The sequence below is a fragment of the Actinoplanes sp. OR16 genome, from assembly GCF_004001265.1.
Lineage (GTDB): Bacteria > Actinomycetota > Actinomycetes > Mycobacteriales > Micromonosporaceae > Actinoplanes.
In genome coordinates this window covers 8715723-8736199 of record NZ_AP019371.1, presented here as the reverse complement: position 1 = coordinate 8736199, position 20477 = coordinate 8715723, and the positions used below count along the sequence as shown (strand labels likewise).

21 protein-coding genes are annotated in these 20477 nt (G+C 70.1%); 9 read left to right on the top strand and 12 right to left on the bottom strand.

All coding sequences use genetic code 11. The features are described 5' to 3' along the window. Window positions 1–29: 29 nt before the first annotated feature. Together EP757_RS40215 and dhaM are read right to left on the bottom strand one after the other, a co-directional pair. Window positions 30–290, bottom strand: coding sequence for an HPr family phosphocarrier protein (locus EP757_RS40215; RefSeq protein WP_127553567.1), 261 nt, complete (start codon window positions 288–290; stop codon window positions 30–32). After that, window positions 274–660 (bottom strand): dihydroxyacetone kinase phosphoryl donor subunit DhaM, encoded by a 387-nt coding sequence (gene dhaM / locus EP757_RS40210; protein WP_127553566.1) that lies wholly within the window; start codon window positions 658–660, stop codon window positions 274–276. Before dhaM ends, EP757_RS40215 begins: the two co-directional genes overlap by 17 nt. An 81-nt stretch (window positions 661–741) precedes the next feature. On the opposite strand from dhaM, the gene dhaK reads away from it, so the two are divergent. From dhaK to EP757_RS40185, 5 genes are all read left to right on the top strand, one after another. Continuing rightward, the gene (gene dhaK / locus EP757_RS40205; protein ID WP_127553565.1) at window positions 742–1734 is read left to right on the top strand and encodes a dihydroxyacetone kinase subunit DhaK; all 993 of its coding nucleotides are present in this window, start codon (window positions 742–744) and stop codon (window positions 1732–1734) included. A gap of 1 nt (window position 1735) precedes the next feature. After that, a complete protein-coding gene (dhaL, locus tag EP757_RS40200; protein WP_127553564.1) occupies window positions 1736–2359 on the top strand; it encodes a dihydroxyacetone kinase subunit DhaL in 624 nt (207 codons plus the stop codon). A gap of 136 nt (window positions 2360–2495) precedes the next feature. After that, window positions 2496–4064 (top strand): methyl-accepting chemotaxis protein, encoded by a 1569-nt coding sequence (locus EP757_RS40195; RefSeq protein WP_127553563.1) that lies wholly within the window; start codon window positions 2496–2498, stop codon window positions 4062–4064. A 23-nt stretch (window positions 4065–4087) separates the two neighbouring features. Next, window positions 4088–4768, top strand: a complete 681-nt coding sequence (locus EP757_RS40190) for an acetoacetate decarboxylase family protein (protein ID WP_127553562.1) — start codon at window positions 4088–4090, stop codon at window positions 4766–4768. 16 nt (window positions 4769–4784) lie between these two features. After that, a complete protein-coding gene (locus EP757_RS40185) occupies window positions 4785–6035 on the top strand; it encodes a YibE/F family protein (RefSeq protein WP_232050256.1) in 1251 nt (416 codons plus the stop codon). A 4-nt stretch (window positions 6036–6039) separates the two neighbouring features. Here the strand turns inward: EP757_RS40185 and EP757_RS40180 are convergent, their stop codons facing one another. The 3 genes from EP757_RS40180 to EP757_RS40170 all read right to left on the bottom strand — a co-directional run bounded on the left by EP757_RS40180 (window position 6040) and on the right by EP757_RS40170 (window position 9772). Then, window positions 6040–6681, bottom strand: a complete 642-nt coding sequence (locus EP757_RS40180; RefSeq protein ID WP_127553561.1) for a DUF4360 domain-containing protein — start codon at window positions 6679–6681, stop codon at window positions 6040–6042. 183 nt (window positions 6682–6864) lie between these two features. Beyond that, the gene (locus EP757_RS40175; protein WP_127553560.1) at window positions 6865–7521 is read right to left on the bottom strand and encodes a cutinase family protein; all 657 of its coding nucleotides are present in this window, start codon (window positions 7519–7521) and stop codon (window positions 6865–6867) included. A gap of 76 nt (window positions 7522–7597) precedes the next feature. After that, window positions 7598–9772: an ATP-dependent RecD-like DNA helicase gene (locus EP757_RS40170; RefSeq protein ID WP_127553559.1), complete on the bottom strand. Its 2175-nt coding sequence runs from the start codon at window positions 9770–9772 to the stop codon at window positions 7598–7600. 59 nt (window positions 9773–9831) lie between these two features. Here EP757_RS40170 and EP757_RS40165 point away from each other — a divergent pair, with 59 nt between their 5' ends. Next, window positions 9832–10806 carry an alpha/beta fold hydrolase gene (locus EP757_RS40165; RefSeq protein WP_127553558.1) on the top strand — a complete coding sequence of 325 codons (975 nt, stop codon included), beginning with the start codon at window positions 9832–9834 and terminating at the stop codon, window positions 10804–10806. Window positions 10807–10854: 48 nt separating this feature from the next. Here EP757_RS40165 and EP757_RS40160 read toward each other — a convergent pair whose 3' ends face one another. Then, complete coding sequence (locus EP757_RS40160; RefSeq protein ID WP_127553557.1) at window positions 10855–11124, bottom strand: YggT family protein; 270 nt, start codon at window positions 11122–11124, stop codon at window positions 10855–10857. 1015 nt (window positions 11125–12139) lie between these two features. After that, a complete protein-coding gene (locus EP757_RS40150; protein ID WP_127553556.1) occupies window positions 12140–12763 on the bottom strand; it encodes a maleylpyruvate isomerase N-terminal domain-containing protein in 624 nt (207 codons plus the stop codon). A gap of 57 nt (window positions 12764–12820) precedes the next feature. On the opposite strand from EP757_RS40150, the gene EP757_RS40145 reads away from it, so the two are divergent. The 3 genes from EP757_RS40145 to EP757_RS40135 all read left to right on the top strand — a co-directional run bounded on the left by EP757_RS40145 (window position 12821) and on the right by EP757_RS40135 (window position 14575). Continuing rightward, entirely contained in the window at window positions 12821–13429 is a 609-nt protein-coding gene (locus EP757_RS40145; RefSeq protein ID WP_127553555.1) for an HAD family phosphatase, read from the top strand. A gap of 9 nt (window positions 13430–13438) precedes the next feature. Then, the gene (locus tag EP757_RS40140) at window positions 13439–13894 is read left to right on the top strand and encodes a hypothetical protein (protein WP_127553554.1); all 456 of its coding nucleotides are present in this window, start codon (window positions 13439–13441) and stop codon (window positions 13892–13894) included. Between the two features lie 66 nt (window positions 13895–13960). Next, entirely contained in the window at window positions 13961–14575 is a 615-nt protein-coding gene (locus tag EP757_RS40135; RefSeq protein WP_127553553.1) for an RraA family protein, read from the top strand. A gap of 1098 nt (window positions 14576–15673) precedes the next feature. Here the strand turns inward: EP757_RS40135 and EP757_RS40130 are convergent. The 5 genes from EP757_RS40130 to EP757_RS40110 are packed head-to-tail and all read right to left on the bottom strand — an operon-like array spanning window position 15674 to window position 20383. Next, window positions 15674–16234: a hypothetical protein gene (locus EP757_RS40130; protein ID WP_232050255.1), complete on the bottom strand. Its 561-nt coding sequence runs from the start codon at window positions 16232–16234 to the stop codon at window positions 15674–15676. Between the two features lie 23 nt (window positions 16235–16257). Further along, window positions 16258–17079: a carbohydrate ABC transporter permease gene (locus tag EP757_RS40125; RefSeq protein WP_127553551.1), complete on the bottom strand. Its 822-nt coding sequence runs from the start codon at window positions 17077–17079 to the stop codon at window positions 16258–16260. Beyond that, window positions 17079–18050 (bottom strand): carbohydrate ABC transporter permease, encoded by a 972-nt coding sequence (locus tag EP757_RS40120; protein ID WP_127553550.1) that lies wholly within the window; start codon window positions 18048–18050, stop codon window positions 17079–17081. Before EP757_RS40120 ends, EP757_RS40125 begins: the two co-directional genes overlap by 1 nt. A 5-nt stretch (window positions 18051–18055) precedes the next feature. Continuing rightward, window positions 18056–19348: an ABC transporter substrate-binding protein gene (locus EP757_RS40115; RefSeq protein WP_127553549.1), complete on the bottom strand. Its 1293-nt coding sequence runs from the start codon at window positions 19346–19348 to the stop codon at window positions 18056–18058. Between the two features lie 9 nt (window positions 19349–19357). Beyond that, window positions 19358–20383, bottom strand: a complete 1026-nt coding sequence (locus EP757_RS40110) for a LacI family DNA-binding transcriptional regulator (protein ID WP_127553548.1) — start codon at window positions 20381–20383, stop codon at window positions 19358–19360. Between the last annotated feature and the right edge of the window lie 94 nt (window positions 20384–20477).

Below are 20477 nucleotides of genomic sequence, written 5' to 3'. Positions count from 1 at the left end.
ATGATCCTGCTGGTGGAAAGCTTCGAAACTTACGAAGCGGCGCGAAGCACGTCGGCTATGGCGGAGGCGGCGAGAAGAGCGTCGTCGCCGGCGGCGTGCACGGTCACCGCCGCGCCCGCCGGGGCGCCGAGGGACATCAGCCGCAGCGCGCTCTTCGCGCTCGCACTCCGGCCGTCGTGCCGGATCTCCACATCGGAGGCGAACGCCGCGGCCACCCGGACGATCTCGCCGGCCGGGCGCGCGTGCAGGGCGGCGGGCAGGACGACCTCGATCTCAGAACTTGGGGACATCGCGGGCCTCCCGGGCGGCGTCGGCAACGGTCGCGAGGTCGGCGCCGGTCGAGGCGAGCACCGCCGCCGCCACGGCGCCTTCCACAAAGGGCGCATCGACCAGGAGAGGCCCAGGATCAAGATCTTCCAGCACGGTACGGGTGGTCAGCACCGCACTGCCGAGGTCGGCCAGAACGAGGACACCGGCCCCGGAGTCGGCGCGGCCGACGGCCGAGGCGATCGTCTCGTAGTCGGTCCCGAGTTCGCCGGACGGTGTTCCGCCGGCCACTTCCACCCGTACGTCTTCGGTCGCGACCTGCCGCAGCAGATCGCGCACCCCTTCCGCCAATGTGCCGCTGTGCGACACGAGAACGATCCCGACGAGCGCCATGCTTCGCGATCGTAGTCACCGAAAGGGTTGGCCGGATCGCCCAGCGCGACGATGCTGGCATCGAAGAGGAAGGAGACGGCCTTGAAGAAATTCATCAACGATCCCGCCGACGTGGTGGCCGAGGCGCTCACCGGGCTCGCCGCCGCTCATCCGGAGCTGCGCGTCGACGCGGCCGAGCAGTACGTGGCGAGGGCTGACGCGCCCCGGGCCGGGAAGGTCGCGCTGGTGTCCGGCGGTGGCTCCGGCCACGAGCCGCTGCACGGCGGTTTCGTCGGCGCCGGCATGCTCGACGCCGCCTGCCCCGGCGAGATCTTCACCTCGCCCGTCCCCGATCAGATCCTGGCCGCCACCAAGGCCGTCGACGGCGGCGCCGGAGTCGTCCACGTGGTGAAGAACTACACCGGCGACGTCATGAACTTCCAGCTGGCCGCGGAGATGGCCGCCGACGAGGGGATCACGGTGGAGACCGTGCTCGTCGACGACGACGTGGCGGTGGAGAACTCGACGTGGACGGCCGGCCGCCGCGGCACCGGCGCCACCCTGCTGGTCGAGAAGATCGCCGGGGCGCGCGCCGAGGAGGGCGGCAAGCTGGCCGAGGTCGCCGCGATCGGGCGTCGGGTGAACGCGAACTCGGGCTCGTTCGCGTACGCGTTGCGGGCCGGGACCACGCCGGCGTCCGGGCAGCCCGGGTTCGACCTTCCGGAGGACGAGATCGAGGTCGGCGTCGGCATCCACGGCGAACCGGGCCGGCGCCGGGAGAAGCTCCGGGCGGCCCGCGAGCTGGTCGGATCCGCACTCGACGCGATCCTGGAGGCGAAAGAGGTCGGCGACCGGGTCATCGTCCTGGTCAACGGCCTTGGCGGAACACCGCTCATCGAGCTATATGTGGTTTACGGGGAGCTATCGAAGATCTTGGAGCAGAAAAGGATCACGATCGCCCGCCGCCTGGTCGGTGATTACGTGACGAGTCTGGACATGGCCGGACTGTCGATCACCCTCACCGCCGCCGACGACGAGATCCTCCGGCTCTGGGACGCCCCGGTCGTCACCCCCGGCCTGCGGTGGGGTGCGTGACGTGCGGACCGATCTCGCCATCGCCTGGCTTCGGGCCACGGCCGTGTCGGTCACGGAGCAGTCGGATCGGCTGACCCGGCTGGACGCGGCGATCGGGGACGGCGACCACGGGGTGAACCTGAACCGCGGCTTCACGGCCGTGGTCGCGGCCCTCGCCGGCGGGACCTTCGACTCGGTGGCCGCGGTCTTCGTCAAGGCGGGCACGACCCTGATCTCCAAGGTCGGCGGCGCCTCCGGGCCGCTGTACGGTTCCGCGTACCGTGCCCTGGGAAAGGCTCTCCCGGAAGGCCCGGAGATCACCCTGCCGGACCTGGTCGCGGGCCTGCACGCCGCTCTGGAGGCGATCCGGAAGCTGGGTGGCGCCGAGCCGGGTGACGCGACGATGGTGGACGCGTGGAAACCGGCCGCCGAGGCGTTCGAGTCGGCGGTGGCGGCGGGGAACGCGTTGCCGGCGGCGGCTGCCGAGGCGGCCCGGGCGGCGGATGCCGGCGCGCGGGCCACGATCGAGTTGCGGGCGCGCAAGGGGCGGGCGTCCTACCTCGGCGAGCGAAGTGTCGGACATCAGGACCCGGGCGCCACCTCGACGGCTCTGATCTTCGAAGCGCTGGCGTCGGTGACGACCTAATTCCGCGAGTTCCACCCGAAGGAGGGACAGATATATCCAGAATATCCGTATAGCCGGGTACTCAAGTGCTCGGCGGCGGTGCCGATTCCCGAGGCTGAGCCCGTTGTGGGCCGACGGGTGACGAGGAGGCTTTCGGATGGGCATCGGCGGGTTGTTCGACAACCGCTCCCTGCGGACGAAGATCGGTTCGGCCGCCATGGTCGCGACCGCCAGTGGTCTGATCGTCGGTGGCGTCGCCATCAAGACGGTGTTCGACCTGAACGCGGACGCGGCCACGGCGCAGCGTCAGTCCATCCAGATCTCGAACGCGGTCGGCACGTTCAGCACGAACATCGAGTCGTACGTCGGCGGCGTCTCCGCGGTGCAGCTCTATCCGAACATCGCCGCGCAGCTGACCGAGGGCATGGAGACGAACAAGGCGAACGTCGAGGCCGCCCTCAACGAGCTGAAGGCGGCGCTGCCGCAGGACGACAACGTCGACAAGACGAGCCAGGACTGGGCCGATTTCCTCGAGTTCGTCGGCACCGACCGTACCGGGTCCTCGGCCGCCGAGATGACCGAGGCGCTGCAGCAGTACACGGCCCTGCACACCGCCCTCGGCGAGGACCAGGCCGCGCTCAAGAGCCAGGCCACCGCGCTCGCCGAGGCGCAGATCTCGGCGGCCGAGGACGCCGGCCGCAACGCCGCCTGGACGGTGGCCGGGCTGCTCGCCGCCGGCGTCCTGCTGAGCCTGCTGATCGGTTTCCGGGTCGCGTCCCGGGTCGGGCAGACCGTCGCGGGCGTCTCGCACATCGCCGAGGGCCTGGCCGAGGGCGACCTGACCCGGACCTCCGGCGTCACCACCCAGGACGAGATCGGCAGGATGGCCGCCGCGCTGGACAAGGGCATCGCCCGCCTCCGCGAGGACGTCGTCCTGCTGGCCGGCAACGCCAACACCATCCAGTCGGCCGCCGGTCAGCTCAGCTCGGTGTCGGTGGCCGTGGACGCCGCCGCCCAGCAGGCCTCCTCGCAGGCCGGCACGGTCGCCGCCGCCGCCGACGTGGTCTCGAACAACCTGCAGTTCGTCTCGGCCGGCTCGCAGGAGATGGGCTCGGCGATCCGCGACATCAGCGTCTCCACCTCGGAGGCCACCCAGGTCGCCGCGCAGGCCGTGCAGGTGGCCTCGCAGACCAACGCGATCGTGGCCCGCCTCGGCGAGAGCTCCGAGGAGATCGCCACGGTGGTCAAGGTGATCACCAGCATCGCCGAGCAGACCAACCTGCTCGCGTTGAACGCGACCATCGAGGCGGCCCGGGCCGGCGAGGTCGGCAAGGGGTTCGCGGTCGTCGCCGGCGAGGTCAAGGACCTGGCCCAGGAGACCGCGAAGGCGACCGAGGACATCTCCCAGCGGGTCCAGGCCATCCAGGCCGACACCAGCGGCGCGGTCACCGCGATCGGCGAGATCTCGGCGATCATCGAGCGGATCAACGGCCTGCAGCTGACCATCGCCTCGGCGGTCGAGGAGCAGACGGCCACCACGCAGGAGATGAACCGCACGCTCACCGAGGCGGCCAGCGGCGCCGGCGACATCGCGGTGACGATCACGACGGTCTCGGACGCGACCCGCCGCACCACCGAGACGGTCGGCGACACCCGGACCGCCGCCGACGACCTGAACGTCACGGCCGCCCAGCTCCAGTCGGTGGTCTCCCGCTTCCGCTACTGAGTCGCAGATGTCAATGTAAGGGCATGTACCCGCCCGAGCCTTGGCACCTGCGCGGCCAGATGTACCTCTCCGTATTCCTCGTCCCCCGGCGGCGGCTCCCGCAGTTGCCGCCGGTGCTGGACGCCGCGGTCCGGCCGATCACGATCGCCGGCCGGGTCGCCGTCGGCGCCGCCTGGGTTCACTACGAACCGGGCGGCGTCCTGCATTACCGGGAGTTGCTCAGCGCGGTGCTGGTGCACGAGCGCGGCCGTCCGCGGGTCAGCATCACCGACATCTGGGTGGACAGCGTCGCGTCCCGCGAGGGCGGCCGCCGGCTCTGGGGCATCCCCAAGGAACTGGCCGAGTTCACCATCGACGCGGAGACCGAGCCGCTGGTCGACGCTTCCGCTTCGGCGGGGGAGGAGCCCCTGGCCTCGGCGCTGGTCCGGCTGAAGGGGCGGCTTCCGGGCCGTTTCCCCCTGGGCTTCACCGTCGCCCAGGCTCTGGGCGAGTCGGTCCGGCGCACACCGGTGCGAGGCCGCAGCGGCTTGCGTACGGCGACAGCCGCGTGGCGCCCCGATCCCGCCGGGCCCCTCGGCTACCTGGCCGGGCGCCGGCCGGTGCTCAGTCTCGCGATCACGGATTTCTGGCTCACCTTCGGCCGCACGCCGGCCGATCGGGCCCGCCCCGGCCAGGCCACCACGCGGGGGAACACCGGCGGCTGACGGGTACGGTTCTCCGGTGAGCCACCATCACCACACCACCGGAGAACCCCGGACGATGTCGGCCCGCGCCCGGCGGATCACCCTGTGGCTGCTGGTGCCCGCGGTTCTGCTCACCGCGCTCGGGATGGCGCTGCTCTGGCCGCGGGACACGCCGCAGCCGACCGAGGGCGAGGGACCGGCCCGGGCGTCCGGCCAGGTCGTCACGGTCGCGCCGGAGGCCTGCCCGGAGGTGCCGGAGGGGGAGACCCCGATGACCGACTGCGGGTCGGTCACGGTCCGGCTCGACGACGGCACGGTGATCACCACGGAGATGCCCGGTGGTCCCGGCGCGCCCGTGGTGGAGGCCGGCGACGACGTGGTCCTGCTCGCGCTCAACGGCGAGGACGGCACGATCAGCTACTCGATCGCCGATCACCAGCGGTCCACCGCGCTGTGGCTGCTCGGCGCCGCGTTCGCCCTGGCCGTCGTCGCGTTCGGCAGGTGGCGGGGGCTGACCGCGCTGGGCGGCCTCGCGGTCACCTTCGCGATCCTGCTCTTCTTCATCGTCCCGGCGATCCTGGACGGCCGTTCCCCGGTCGCGGTGGCGGTGGTCGGCGCCGCCGCGATCATGCTGATCGTGCTCTACCTGACCCACGGCTTCACGCTGACCACGACGATCGCGGTGGCCGGCACCCTCGCCAGTCTCGCGATCACGGCGGTGCTGGCGGCTCTCGCCACGGCGGCGGTGCATCTCACCGGCGTGGCCGACGAGACGTCGAACTACCTGACCATCACCCAGGGCGACGTGAACATGCAGGGCCTGCTGCTGGCCGGCATCGTGATCGGCTCGCTGGGCGTGCTCGACGACGTGACGGTCACCCAGTCGGCCACCGTCTCCGAGCTGGCCGTCGCCAACCCGGGCTACGGGTTCCGGCAGCTCTACGGCGCGGCCACCCGGATCGGCCGGGCGCACATCGCCTCGGTGATCAACACGATCGTGCTGGCGTACGCGGGCGCCTCGCTGCCCCTGATGCTGCTCTTCGCGGCCGGCAACACCCCGGTGAGCGAGCTGCTCACCTCGCAGCTCATCGCGCAGGAGCTGGTGCGCAGCGCGGTCGGCACGATCGGCCTGGTCGCCGCGGTGCCGATCACCACGGCGCTGGCGGCGCTGCTCAACTCCCGCCGGCAGGCCCCGGGCGATCCCGCCGGCGATGCCGTCCCCGCCGAGGGTGGGGGACGGCGTCCGCCGGAGGAGGACCGCTGGGCCGCTTTCGCGGATCGCGGTTAGGGCGTCAGCACTTCTTCCACTGCACCCGGTAGACGGTGTTCAGCGAGGCGTCGGTGGAGTCCATCGAGATGAAGCTGGTGTACTTCTTCGAGTCCGAGAAGCCGCGGTTCACGCGCAATTCCGTGTTGATGTTGAGGAACCGGCGGTCGCCGCAGTTCAGGAAGTTCAGCGAGCCGATTCCGACCTGATCGGTGCGCTGCCAGACATCGTCCATCGGGCCCTTGAAGGTGTGCTCGCTACGCGTCGTCTGGGTATATCCCTGGAAGTAGTAGTTCGCGTTCTGCTGGGCCCAGGCGCCCTTCTGCAGGCTCGCGTAGCCGCGGTAGTCGGCGGTCGCGATGGCGAACGTGAAGCCGTTCGGCACCTTGATGTCGAGGGCCAGCTGGCAGTTCTTGCGGAAGTCCAGCGGCGACGCCTCCGGGCCGACCTGCGCGGTGTACTCCGAGTAGGAGACGGTGAAGGCCTTGTTGTCCTTCGCCACGGTGATCGCCGCCGAGCCGTCCGGGCAGCCCGAGCCGTTCGCCTTGACCACGTCGATGATCATCATCTCGTCCGGGGTCGGTGCCTTGTCCGGAGCGGCCTGGGCCGGCGTTGCCATCGCCAGCGCGCCGAGCATCGCCGCTCCCGCGGTGAGAGTACGCAACATGAGAATTACCCCGTTCGTTTCCGAAACCCATTCATGGAATGGTTCCACAATTGTTTACGGTTCTGACGATAGCGATTTCGCCGAACCGCATGGCCAGGCTGGGAAACAGTCGAACGGAAGTCGGGGAAAGGCGGCCATTCGGCCTGATTTGCCGAATGGCCGCACGCGATGGGTGACGGTGTGCTACTGGAGGCGCCCGGCGGTGAACGCGGTCGCGTCGCCGATGTTCTTCGCGTAGTCCAGGTGCGCGGCCAGGCTGGTGCCGCCCTGGCAGAACCGGTCGTTGCGATTGCAGAACGACCGGGTCCGGCCGGCGACCTCGGCGAGCCGGCCGCGACCGCGCGGGAAGACGCCGGACCGGTTGCCGTTCGTCACGTTGAACGGCTCGCCCGCGGTGAACGTCGGGTCGCCGAAGAGCAGCACCGACGCGACGTTCCCGGTGTCCAGCCCGCCGGCAATCGCGTCACCGACGACGTCCGCGCCCTGGGAGTACCCCATCAGCACGAACCGGGTTTCCGGGCAGGCGGCGGAGGTGCGCTGGACCTTCGCGGTCAGGTCCCGGACGCCCTGCCGGACGCTCGCGGTGTAGGCGAAGCTCGCCGGGTAGTCGACGGCCGTCGCCCGGACCGTCTGTGGCAGGTCGCCGGTGATCCGGTCGGCCAGCGGGCCGAGCAGCACGCCGAAGCCCGGCCGTTCCGTGGTGCCCCGGGCGCCGAGGACCTCGACGTCGGGGCAGGCGTTCGCCGGGGCCTCGGCGGCGAAGGTGAGCGGCGCGACGGCCAGCCCGCCGATCGTCACCGCTCCCGCCGCGACCAGGGTGAGGATCTTGCTCTTGCGCATGTCGACTTCCTTCCGCCAAAGGGCCGATGTTCTTGCACTCAGTACGCAGAAACCCGGCGGGCGGATGAGGGGCCGACTAAGAACCCAACCTTCGGGCGAGAGCCGTGTGCCTCCGGCCGGCGCTGACGGTACGAACCGCCGCGGCGAGCGCCCGGCGCGATCCGACCAGCACGACCAGCTTCTTCGCCCGGGTGATCGCGGTGTAGAGAAGGTTCCGCTGCAGCATCATCCAGGCGCTGGTGGTGAGCGGGATCACCACCGCCGGGTACTCGGAGCCCTGCGACCGGTGGATGGTGATGGCATAGGCGTGGGCCAGCTCGTCGAGTTCGTCGAAGTCGTAGTCGATCAACTCGTCCTCGTCCGTCCGTACCGTCAAGGTCTGCTCTTCGGGGGAGAGCGCCGTGACGACGCCGACCGTGCCGTTGAAGACGCCCGCCGCCCCCTTGTCGTAGTTGTTGCGGATCTGGGTGACCTTGTCGCCGACCCGGAACACCCGGCCGCCGAGCCGCTTCTCCGGCAACCCCTCCCGGCCCGGCGTGAGCTGCTGCTGCAACAGGCCGTTGAGCGCGCCGGCGCCGGCCGGACCGCGGTGCATCGGGGCGAGCACCTGGACGTCCCGGCGCGCGTCCAGGCCGAATCTGCGGCCGATCCGGTTGCAGACCACGTCGACGGTGAGCGCCGCGGCCGCCTCGGTGTCGTCGCACGGGAAGAGGAAGAAGTCGCGCATCCCGTCGAAGACCGGCGGCCGGCCCTGGTTGACCCGGTGCGCGTTCGTCACGACCCCGCTCTGCGCGGCCTGGCGGAAGATCTGGGTGAGCCGGACGCGGGGGATCACCTCGGCGGTCAGCAGGTCACGCAGCACCTCGCCGGCGCCGACCGAGGGCAGCTGGTCGACGTCGCCGACGAGCAGCAGATGCGCGCCCGGCGGGACCGCCTTGACCAGCTTGTTCGCCAGGATCAGGTCGAGCATGCTGGCCTCGTCGACGACCAGCAGGTCGGCGTCGAGCGGGTTGTCCCGGTCGTAGGTGGCGTCGCCGCCCGGCTGCAGCTTGAGCAGCCGGTGGACGGTCGCGGCCGGGTGGCCGGTGAGCTCGGCGAGACGTTTCGCGGCGCGCCCGGTCGGCGCCACGAGCTGGATCTTGGCTTGTTTGGCGGCGGCGAGCTCGACGATCGAGCGTACGGTGAAGCTCTTCCCGCATCCCGGGCCTCCGGTCAGCACCGCGACCTTGGAGGTGAGCGCGAGCTTGACCGCTTGCTCCTGCTCGGCCGCGAGAGTCTGACCGGTGCGTCTTCCCAGCCAGGTCAGCGCCTTGGCCCAGTCGACGGTGGCGAATCCCGGCATCCTGTCCGCTCGCTCGGAGAGAAGCCGCAGAAGAGTCGAGGCCAGCGACTGCTCCGCCCGGTGGAACGGCACCAGGTAGACGTCGTCGTTCTCCCGGACCACCCCCTCCTCCTCGACCAGCTCAGCGAGGCATGATGGGATCAGTTGGGGGGCCACCTCGAGGATCTTGGAAGCTTCGTCGGTCAGCTTCTCCACCGGCAGGAAGCAGTGCCCGTTGTCGGTGGCCTGCGACAGGGCGTACTGCAGGCCCGCCTTCACCCGTTCGGGACTGTCGTGCGGGATGCCGACGGCCTGCGCGATCGTGTCCGCGGTCTTGAATCCGATGCCCCAGACGTCCGAGGCGAGCTTGTACGGCGAGTTCTTCACGACCGCGATCGACGCGTCGCCGTACTTCTTGTAGATCCGCACGGCGATCGAGGTGGAGACGCCGACGCCCTGGAGGAATACCATCACCTCCTTGATCGCCTTCTGTTCCGCCCAGGCCGCGGTGATCTTCTTGGTGCGCTTCGGCCCGAGACCGGCCACCTCGATCAGCCGCTCCGGCGACTCCTCGATGATCTGCAGTGTGTCGAGTCCGAAATGGTCCACGATCCGCTCGGCGAAGACCGGGCCGATCCCCTTGACGAGCCCGGATCCCAGGTAGCGGCGGATGCCCTGGATCGTGGCGGGCAGGACCGTGGTGTACGAGATCACTTCGAACTGCCGGCCGTACTGCGGATGCGACGACCACCAGCCGCTCAGCCGCAGGCTCTCCCCGGGCTGCGCGCCGAGCAGCGAGCCGACCACGGTGAGCAGGTCGTTCCCGCTCTTCGCGGTCGCGACCCGGGCCACCGTGTACCCGGTCTCCTCGTTCACATAGGTCAGCCGCTCGAGCACTGCTTCCAGGACGTGGGGGGTCTTGGCGGACACGCAGCTATGGTGCCCTGCGCGCTGGAACGTAGCGACGGCAGGGCATAGCGTGATCGACCATGGCGCTGTTTGACTTCCCACTCCACGAATTGCGCACGTACCGTCCCTCTCGCCCGGAACCGGCCGGCTTCGACGACTTCTGGTACGGCACCCTCTCCGCGGCCCGCCGCGCGGCCATCCCGCCGAAGGTGGCCGAGTTCCCCACGCCGTTGCGGGGCATCACCACGTACGACGTGACGTTCAGCGGCTACGCCGGCCAGCCGGTGAAGGCGTGGCTGAACCGCCCGGCCGGCATCAGCGGGCCGCTCCCGGTCGTCGTCGAGTTCATCGGCTACGGCGGTGGCCGCGGCCTGCCGATCGACTGGCTGATCTGGGCCAGCGCCGGCTACGCGCACCTGATCATGGACACGCGCGGGCAGGGCGGCAGCTGGCGTGGCGGCGACACCCCCGACCCGGACGAGTCCGGCGCCGGGCCGTCCTCACCCGGATTCCTCACCCGGGGCGTGCAGGCGCCCGAGACGTTCTACTACCGCCGCCTCATCGCCGACGCGGCGCGGGCCGTGGAGACCGCGGCCGAGCTGCCCGGCGTCGACGCCTCACGGATCGCCGTCACCGGGAAGAGCCAGGGCGGCGCTCTGTCGCTGGCGGCGGCCGGTCTCGTACCGGACCTGGTCTCGGCGGTGGTCTCGGCCGTGCCGTTCCTCTGCGACATCCGCCGCGCCGTCACGGTGACCGACATCAACCCGTACGCCGAGGTCGTCCGTTTCCTGCGGGCCAACCCCCGCCTCGCCGACCAGGCCCTGACCACGCTCGATCACGTCGACGCGGTCAACTTCGCACGGCGGATCACCGCGCCCGCCCTGCTGTCGGTGGGCCTGATGGACGACGTCTGCCCGCCGTCGGGTGTCTTCGGCGCCTACAACACGATTCCGGGCGAGAAGCGGATCGAGGTGTACGAGTGGGACGGCCACGAGGGTGGCCGCACGTTCTTCGACACCCTCGCGTGCGAGTTCGTCGACGACATCCTGCGCTGAAACGACGGCCGGCTCCCCGTCGAGGGGAGCCGGCCGTCGTGTGTCCTGTCAGATGAACGCGCGGAGCAGGCCGATCGCGAAGAAGACGATGATGAACGACAGGTCGATCGCCACACCACCGACACGCAGCGGCGGGATCACCCGGCGGACCGGGGCCAGCACCGGCTCGGTGACCGCGTAGACACCGCGCAGCGCCTGCGACCGGAACGAGCCCGGCATGGCCGGTCCGGCCAGCGTCACGCTCCAGTCGAGGATGGCACGGGCGATGAGCAGGAACTGAAAGAGCAACAGTGCCAAACCGACAAGACCGAGGAGCATCGGGGCCTCCATGAGGGGGTGTGTTCCTCCACTATGAGTCGGCTTCCTGTGAGCTCGCTTTACGGTTCCTGAGGAGCGGCCTTGGTGGTGGGCGCGATTTCCCGGTACGGGGGACCGCCCGCTCGCCGGCCCTCACCCCGGACGACGGGGCCGGCCTGGCCGTGCATTCCTGTGCCGTCCCGGCCGTGGCGTGTCGTGCCGTCCCGGCCGTGGGTTCCTGCGTCGTCCCGGCCGTGGGTTCCTGCGCCGTCCCGGCCGCGGTTTTCTGCGCCGTCCCGGCCGTGGGGTGGTCGTCGGCCCGGGTCGCGGGCTTCGCGATGTCCTGCTGCCCGGCGGAGGGCTCGTTCAGCGCTTCCCGCCCGGCCGGGGGCGTGTCCGGCGCCCTCTTCCCGCGCACTGGATCTTGGAGCGCGTGGGCGAGGCGCGCGATGCGGCGTTCGGCCGGCCGTCGTGGGCCGGTGCGCCGGGTCCTGGTGAGGAGGTCTCGGCCGATCCGGCAGGGTGCGATGCCGCCGGGCCGGTCGGTCGGGTCGTCGGTGTTCCGTACTCGGAAGGCGCGGTCCGCTTCGGGGGATGGGAGCGGCCGCGCGGGTGGGCTCACAAGCCGACCAGACGTCGGGTGGTACCCCGGCGCCGTGCCGGCGGCCCTGCCGCTGTCTCAGGTGACCGCCCCGAGGGGCGTGCCACGATCGGCGCCTGGGGTCTCAGACGGGGTAGGGGGAGGTCCGGCTTCGCGGTGCCGGCCCCGGGGTCGGGGGGCTGCGGTGGTGGCGATGCGGTCGTGCTCCGGGATCCGGCAACCGGTATCGCCTCGGCTCGATTCATGGCGCTCATTATTGATGAACGTGCATCTTCCGCAAGACTCTCCGGCGCCCTTTAACGGCGCGGAAACAAGTTCCACCGGACGATCCGCCCGTACGCTCGCCTTTTCCCTCCCCTCCGCCGGTACGCATTCCGCTGCGGTGTGACAGTGATCAGGGGACTTCTGTCATGCCGGTGTCATGCCGGAATCCGCTCAGATGACGGTGAAGCCCGCAGGGAGCGAGGCGCGGCCGGTCAGGGCTCGCAGCGCCACCTGCCCCTCGCCGATGGCGGCGGCGATCCGTGCCGCGAGGGCGGCGGTCTCGGCCAGCGTGTCGGGGTCCAGGGAGATCGGCTGTCCGGATGCCTCAGCGGCGTCGGTGGCGTGGACCGTCAGTTCGAAGGTCCGGGTGGGTAGCCAGTCCCGGACCCGCATCCCGCCCGCCGGGGTGGTGATCAGGTCGTCGTCGCCGGCGGCGGCGAGGGCGGCGGTGGCCTGGCCGACGAAGCCGCTCACCGCGTCCGCCGGGTTGTCGCCGAGGGCCTTGCCGGTGGCGCGGGCGTCATCGGTGGAGGCGGTGCGGGCGGCGGCCAGCAGTTCCTTCGGGGCGCGGTGGACGGCGGCGAAGTAGGCCTCGGGCGCCGGTACCACCAGCATCGGCGCCTGCTGGGACAGCGCCTGCGGCACCTGGCGCAACGCCGAGCTGACGGTGTGGCCGAGCAGGTCGCGCAGGGTCCACTCGCCCAGACCCGGGCCGTCGAGGCGGTCGGGCGGGATCCGGGAGACCAGGTCGGCGAAGGCGATGGCGGCGGAGCGGTACGTGCGGCGGTAGTCCATGTCACCAACCTGCCATGTGCGGGGCGGGCAGGCGAGACGCCGCCGTACCCTGCGGTCGTGTTGCTTCCCGTGCCGGACGGCGAATTTCAGGCGTATCTCTTCGACTGCGACGGAACGATCACCGACTCGATGCCGGCGCACTACCTGGCCTGGCAGGCGGCGCTCGCGGAGTGGGGATGCGTGTTCCCGGAGGAGCTGTTCTACGCGTGGGGCGGGCGGCCGGTCGCCGACATCGTCGCCTCGCTGAACGAGCAGCAGAACCTGGACATGCCGGTTCACCGGGTCGCGGAACGTCAGGAGGAGCTGTTCCGGGCCGGGCTGCCCACGATCAAGGGTGTGCCCGGGGTGCTGGAGCACATCGAGGACGCGTACGGGCGGCTGCCCATCGGTGTCGTCTCCGGCAGCACACGACTGTCCGTCACGGCGTCGCTGGAGGCGCTCGGTCTGCTGGACCGGTTCGAGGTGCTGGTCTGCGCCGGGGACTACGCGCGGCCCAAGCCGTTCCCGGACGCCTACCTGCTCGGCGCCGAGCAGCTCGGGGTCGACCCGGCGAGATGCCTGGTGTTCGAGGACACCGAGCTCGGGCTGCGGGCCGCCGCCGCGGCCGGGATGGCCGCGGTCCGGGTGCCACCGCCGTGGGAGCGGGGCGTTGCGGCAGCTCACTAGGCTGGGAGCATGCTGAAGGCCGAACGTAAGAGCATGTGGCGATCGCAGTACGACCTGTTCCAGGACGGGGTTCCGGTCGCCTTCTGGGACTCCAGCGTCTGGAAGAGCGGCGGTCGCTTCACCCTCGACGGCCGGGACTACCAGGTGCGCTCCAACGCGTGGGGTTCGAAGTACTCGATGACCGACGGGTCCGGCGCCGTCGTCGCGTCGGCGGCGAAGGTGAACCGCAAGAACTGGACGGTGGAGGCCGGTGGCCGGGTCTACGACTTCCAGCGCACGTCGATCTGGCGCAACGAGCAGCAGATGCTGCACAACGGGATCCCGGTCGGCGTGATCAAGCGGACCAGCTCGTGGACCGGCAACCTCGAGGCCGACCTGCCCGGGCTTCCCCTGGCCATCCAGATCTTCGTGCTGGGCGTGCTCATCGCGGTCGCTGAGGCCTCGGCCGCCGCCGCAGCCGCCTAGGGGTTGCGGCGCTCCGGCCGGGCGGGCAGGGTGATCTTGGGTGCCGCCTGGATTCGGAGGTCGTGGATGACCGGTTTCAGCAGTGTTCCGCCCACCACGCTGGCTGATGTGCTGGGGCGTTCGCAGGTCATGGACATCGGGATCCGGCCGTTGTGGGGGCCGCCGCCCCGGGTGGCCGGTCCGGCGTTCACCGTCAGCTGCCCGCCCGGCGACAACCTGATGCTGCATGCGGCCATCTACCGGGCCGAGCCCGGTGCGGTGATCGTGGTGCAGTCCGGGGATCTGGACTACGCGCTGGCCGGCGGCAACGTGTGCGCGGTGGCTCATCGCCGCGGGGTGGCGGCCTTGGTGCTGGACGGGTTGATCCGGGATCTGGGCGAGGTGCGGGAGATCGGGTTCCCGGTGTTCGCACGCGGGGTGATCCCGATTCCCGGGACCAAGACCCGGCTCGGTACGCACGGAGCATCAGTGATCTGCGGAGGCGTCACGGTCCGTCCGGGCGATGTGGTGGTCGCCGACGAGGAGGGCGTCGTCGTGGTGCCCGGCGACCGTCACGACGAGGTGCTCGCGGCGGCGCAGGCGAAGCTGGCCGAGGAGGAGGCCGAGTCGCTCGACGACTGGGAGCGGGCACACCGCGCCAAGATCGAGAAGGCCCTGGCCGCCCACGACTTCACGGATTGACATAAGCCGAATCGGCGCTGGTCACGCTCTGTTCCCGGAGCGGCCGATTGATGGAAAGCCGTGGTGCCCACAACACCCACGACTCTCCACGAAGCCGCAAGACTCCAAGATCCGCCGTCACCGTCCGTGACGGCAGATCTTTTCGACACCGGTCCAGCACCGAGGGCCACAGCCGACACCGATCAGCTGTGGCCCTTCGCTGTCGAGCGGCACCGGAACAGCGATAAGCCACGGCCCCTCTGGGGACTGGCCTGACAGCACACGCGTAGGCCTGCCACGGAAGGGCCTGTCTCGTGACGGCCCGGCACGTGATGGCTCGCCACGCGAGGGCGCGGCAGGTGAGTGCCCGTCACGTGATGGCCTGCCACCCGACGGCCGGTCGCCAGGTCCTCACGCAGCCGCGCCTGCCACGCGACGGCCTGCCACGGAAGGGCTGTCACGTGACGGCCTGCCACGGGACGGCTCGCCACGGAAGGCTGTCACGTGACGGCCCGGCACGTGATGGCCCGGCACGTGATGGCCCGGCACGTGATGGCTCGCCACGCGAGGGCGCGGCAGGTGAGTGCCCGTCACGTGATGGCCTGCCACGGGACGGCCTGCCACGGGACGGCCTGCCAAGCGAAGACTCGCCAGTGACGCGCCCTGTCACGGGGGCAGCCTGCCAGCGGTGCGGTCCCGCTACGGCCCCCTGCCGCGATCTTGGGTGACTCTCGACCCTCGGATGTGCGAGATCGCCCAAGATCGGCCAGGAGCCACCGTGGTGCGGCGAGCAGCGACTGTGGTGCGGCGAGCAGCGACTGTGGTGCGGCGAGCAGCGACTGTGGTGCGGCGAGGAGTCGCCGTGGTGCCGAGAGGAGTCACCGTGGTGCGGCGAGCAGCGACCGTGGTGCGGAGGGATGGGGTGAAGGCGGTCGGGTGAAGGCAGTGGGATGAAGCGGTGGGGTGAAGGCAGTGGGATGCGCGATGGGTGTGCTGGTCGGATGGTGCTGGGTCAGGGGGGAGGGTTCGCCGGGGATGGCGGTGGCGGGCGCCGGCGGGAGGTGGCCGCAGGTGTGGTGCGCTGGGAGACGGGGCCGGTGCGGTGGGGGACGGGCGCTATCACCGTACAAATGGGGAAAGACGGTCTGCCAAGATGTGTGCCGCGAAAAGCTGGATGCCGACCAGCAGGGGGATGGTGACGGGGATCGTCAGGGCCAGGAAGAAGGCCAGCACTCCTGTCGCTGATATCGCCGCGACGGCTTTCGGCTGATTCCCGGCGATGCGGGCTGCCGCGCGCCACGGCGACTGAGGGTTCCGTCCCACTATGACCAAGGTCAGGCCGGCCACTCCCGCCAACCAGGCGATCGCCGCGGCTGTCAGGATCAGCAGGAGGGGGCCGCCGGGCACCCAGCCTCGACCGATGGCGGTCAGGTCGAGCAGAAGGGCTGCGGCGAGCAGAATCACCGGCAGGCCCCGGAGCAGGCCGTGGCGGAACTGGTGCAGCAGCGGCCTGAGCGGGGGAAGGCTGCCCGACGTGTAGCGGTGCCGGATCGCCGAGGAGCCGGCCGCCAGCGCTGCCGGCGCGGTGAGCACCGGCAGCGCGACCACGGTGGTGAGGATCCCGATGAGGGCCACGTCGGCGCCGAGCGCGAACCGCTCACGCCAGTCCGGGCGGGGCATCACGTGATCCTCGGCGGGCCAGTTCATCCCTTGAGGCCCGTCGTGTTGATGCCCTCGACGAGCATGCGCTGGAACGCCACGAAGAACAGGAAGACCGGGGCGAGCGACAGCACCGACATCGCGAACATCGGGCCGACGGCGGACTGGCCGCTGGAGTCGATGAAGAGCGTCAACGCCACCGGCGCCGTGTACTTCTCCAGGTCGGAGAGGTAGACGAGCTGGCGGAAGAAGTCGTTCCAGGTCCAGATGAACGAGAAGATCGCGGTGGAGACGAGGGCCGGCCGGGACAGCGGCAGGATCACGTGCCGGAACACGCCGAACGCCGTACAGCCGTCGATCTTCGCGGCGTCGTCCAGCTCGCGGGGGACGCCGCGCATGAACTGGACCATCAGGAAGACGAAGAACGCCTCGGTGGCGAGCAGTTGCGGCACGATCAGCGGCGCGTACGGCCAGTCGCCGCCCACCAGGCCGAACGCCTTGAACATCACGAACTGCGGGACGATCAGCACATGGCCGGGGAGCAGCAGCGTCCCGATCATGATGGCGAACCAGAAGCCGCGGAGGCGGAAACGCAGACGGGCGAAGGCGTACGCGGCGAGCAGACAGGAGACGCAGTTCGCCACGACGGTCAGGATCGCGACCATGGCGCTGTTCAGGAAGAACCGCCCGAACGCCACGTCGAAGTGGGACCAGCCGTCGGTGTAGTTGCCCGGGGTGAACTCCCGTGGGAACACCGACATGTTGTTGAGGACCTCCTGCGGCGACTTGAACGAGCTGCCGAGCATCCAGACGAGCGGGTAGAGGACGATCGCGGTGAGGACGACGAGTACGACAGATCGCTTCATCAGTCCTCACTGTCCGAGTAGTGCACCCAGAACTTGCCGGTGCGGAAGATGACCACGGTGATCAGGCCGATCGAGAGCAGGAAGACCCAGGCCATCGCGGACGCGTAGCCCATCTGGTACTCGGTGAAGCCCTTGTTGTAGAGGTGCAGCGTGTACATGAGGGTCGAGTCGACCGGGCCGCCGGTGCCGCCGGAGAGCACGAACGCCGAGGTGAAGCCCTGGAACCCGTTGATCGTCTCGAGCACCAGGTTGAAGAAGATCACCGGCGAGAGGATCGGCAGGGTCACCGCGAGGAACTGGCGTACCGGGCCGGCGCCGTCCACCGACGCCGCCTCGTAGAGCTCCTGCGGCACCTGCTTCAGACCGGCCAGGAAGATCACCATCGGGGCGCCGAACTGCCAGACCGCGAGCAGGATCAGCGTGCCGAGCGCGTAGTCCGGGTCGTTCACCCAGGCCTTGCCCTCGATGCCGAACCAGGCGAGGAACGCGTTGAACGAGCCGTCGCCGTTGAACATGCTCTTCCAGACGATGGCGACCGCGACGCTGCCGCCCAGCAGCGACGGCAGGTAGAACAGGCCGCGGAACACGCCGTCGCCGCGGAACGCCTTGTTCAGCAGCAGCGCGACACCGAGCGCGGCGGCGAGCTTCAGCGGGGTCGCGATCAGGGCGAACGTGATGGTGACCCGGACCGCGTGCCAGAACGAGGGGTCCTCGGTGAACATCTGGCGGTAGTTGTCCAGCCCGACCCACTCGGTCGACGACCAGTCGCTGAGCACGTCGTAGTTGGTGAAGCTGAGGTAGAGCGACATCAGCATCGGGACCGCCGTGATGGCGGCGAACCCGAGCAGCCAGGGAGAGAGGAAGATGTAGCCGGCCGCGCCGTCCGACTTGTGCCGGGCGGGCCGGCCCCGCCGCCGGGTGGCGGCGGGACCGGCTGTCGGCGCTGGCGACGGCGCCTGGGTTACTGCCACGGGACTCACCGGCTGACTGCCGCCTGGCTGGCGGCGAAGAACTGCTCGGCGGCCTGCGCCGGGGTGGCCCGTCCGTACTGGGCCTCCTCAGCTGCCTTGATCAGCTCCTGGCGGACCACGCTGTGGCCGCGCGGCGGGACGGTCGGCGACGGGCCGTAGCTCTTCGACAGCTCGTCGATGACGGCGATGGTCTGCTTCATCGACGGGTTGTCGGTGGAGGCCGCCACCGACTTGCGGATGTCGAGGTTCGACGGCAGGCCCCGGTCGGTGCCGAGGATCGCGCCGGCCTCCGGGTCGTTCGCCAGGAAGTTGATGACGTCGGCCGCGATGTCGGCGTGCTCGCTGCCCCGGAACACCGAGAAGTACATCGAGGCGCGCGGCCACTGCTTGCTGTTGTCACCCGGGTACGCCACGACGCCGAGCTCGTCGGTCGTGTTCTTCTGCAGCTCGGGCATCTGGTTCGCCCACACCCACGAGGTGAGCGCCTTGTTCGTCACCACCAGCTGCTTGGTGATGTCGGTGGCGTTGCCCTCGTGGATCACGTCGGCGGTCGGGGTCGCCTTGCTGTCCCGGGCGCCCTTCCACAGTTCGAACCACTGGGTGACGTCGGCGGCGGTGAAGCCGAGCTGGTTGCCGTTGTACATCTCCTTGCCCTGCTGGCGCAGCCACAGCCAGAACGCCTTGTAGTCGGCGCTCGGGTCCTGGGTGCCGGCCGTCTGTGCCGCGGGCCCGGCCTTCTGCGCCCAGGCGATGTGCTCCTCCCAGCTCATCCCGGTCGTGGGGAGCGGCTGCTTGGCGGCCTCCAATTTGGACTTGTTGTAGACGAGGCCCTGGGTGTTCTCGCCGAACGCCAGGCCGGCCAGCTTGCCGTCGACGACGCCGTACTTCCACAGGCCCTCGGGGAACTTCGAAGTGTCGATCTTGCCGGAGGACTGGTACGGGGTGAGGTCGAGCGTGACGTTGCGGGTCGCGTACTCGGAGAGGTAGTTGTCGTCGATCTGGAAGATGTCCGGCGCGTCGTCACCGGCCGTCAGCGTGGCCAGCTTGTCGAAGTAACCCTGGTTGGCCTGCCAGGTCTTCTTGAACGTCACGTCCGGGTGCTTCGCGGTGTAGAGGTCGAGCGCCTTGGTGGTCAGGTCGGCCCGGGCCTCGCCTCCCCACCAGAAGAAGCTCAGCTCGGTCTTGCCGTCGTCGCCCGCGTCGTCGCTCCCGCAGGCGCCGAGCACCAGGGGAAGGGCGAGCATGCCGGCGACGAGGGTGCGGAGGAAAGCACGTCGGGGCGGGTGTGTAGCGGTCATGGCTTGTCGTCACTCCTTGACGTATGCGGCGACCTCAGCGGTGGTCGCACCGGCCGGCTGGAACGGACCCGGACCGGTGGAGTTGCGGATGACAAGGTCGGTGTGCAGGTTGATCTGTCCGGTGGAGCCGTCGTCGCCCTGCTGCAGGAGCATGTCGACGGCGGCCCGTCCGGCGGCAGCGGTCGGGTTCGCCACCGTGGTGAGCTGGGGGCGGACCAGTTCGCTTGCCGCGATGTCGTCGATGCCGACGACGCTGACCTCTCCGGGCACCGCGATGTGCCGGTCCTGCAACGCCTGGAGAAGGCCGATCGCCATCAGGTCGTTGTAGGCGAGCACCGCGGTGGCGCCGGTGGCCAGCACGGCCTCGGCCGCCGCGGCGCCGGCCGCGGTGACCGGCTGGTGCGGGCCGAGAACGGTGAGCTCCGCGCCGGCGGCCCGGGCGGTGGCCCCGGCAGCCCTGCGGATCTCCCGGTTGGTCCAGGAGCCACGCGGTCCGGACAGGTAGACCAGGTGGCGGTGACCCAGGTCGAGCAGGTGACGCACGGCGGACCGGGCGCCCTGACCCACGTCCATGACCACCGCGGGCAAGCCGGTGATCATGCGGTTGATGACGACCAGCGGCACCTCGCGGCGGAGCTGCTCGATCTGGTCGTCGGTCATCCGGGGGCTGCAGAGCAGGATCCCGTCGACCTGTTTCGCCAAGGCCTGGACCAGGTCGGCCTCGACGATCGGATCCTCATCGGTGTCGGCGACGAAGACGTGGTAGTCCCGCCGCCGGGCATGTGTCTCGGCCGCCTTGATCAGCGGCGGGAAGAACGGGTTCGCTATGTCGGCCACGATCAGGCCGATGTTGTGGGTACGACCGGTGATCAGTGCCCGGGCCGCCCGGTTCGGGCGGTAACCGAGCTGCTCCGCGGTGGCCAGAACCCGGGAGCGGGTCTCGGGGTTGACCAGGTGCGGCGCTGAGAAGGTGCGCGACACCGTGGAGATGTGCACTCCGGACGCTCGTGCTACGTCCCGGATCGTCACGGCCACGATGCCCTCCCCAGTTGTGTGACCCGGATCTCTCCGGTGGAGACATTTATGCAAACGGTTGCGGAGGTGTCAATCCCTATCTATGTCGATCTTG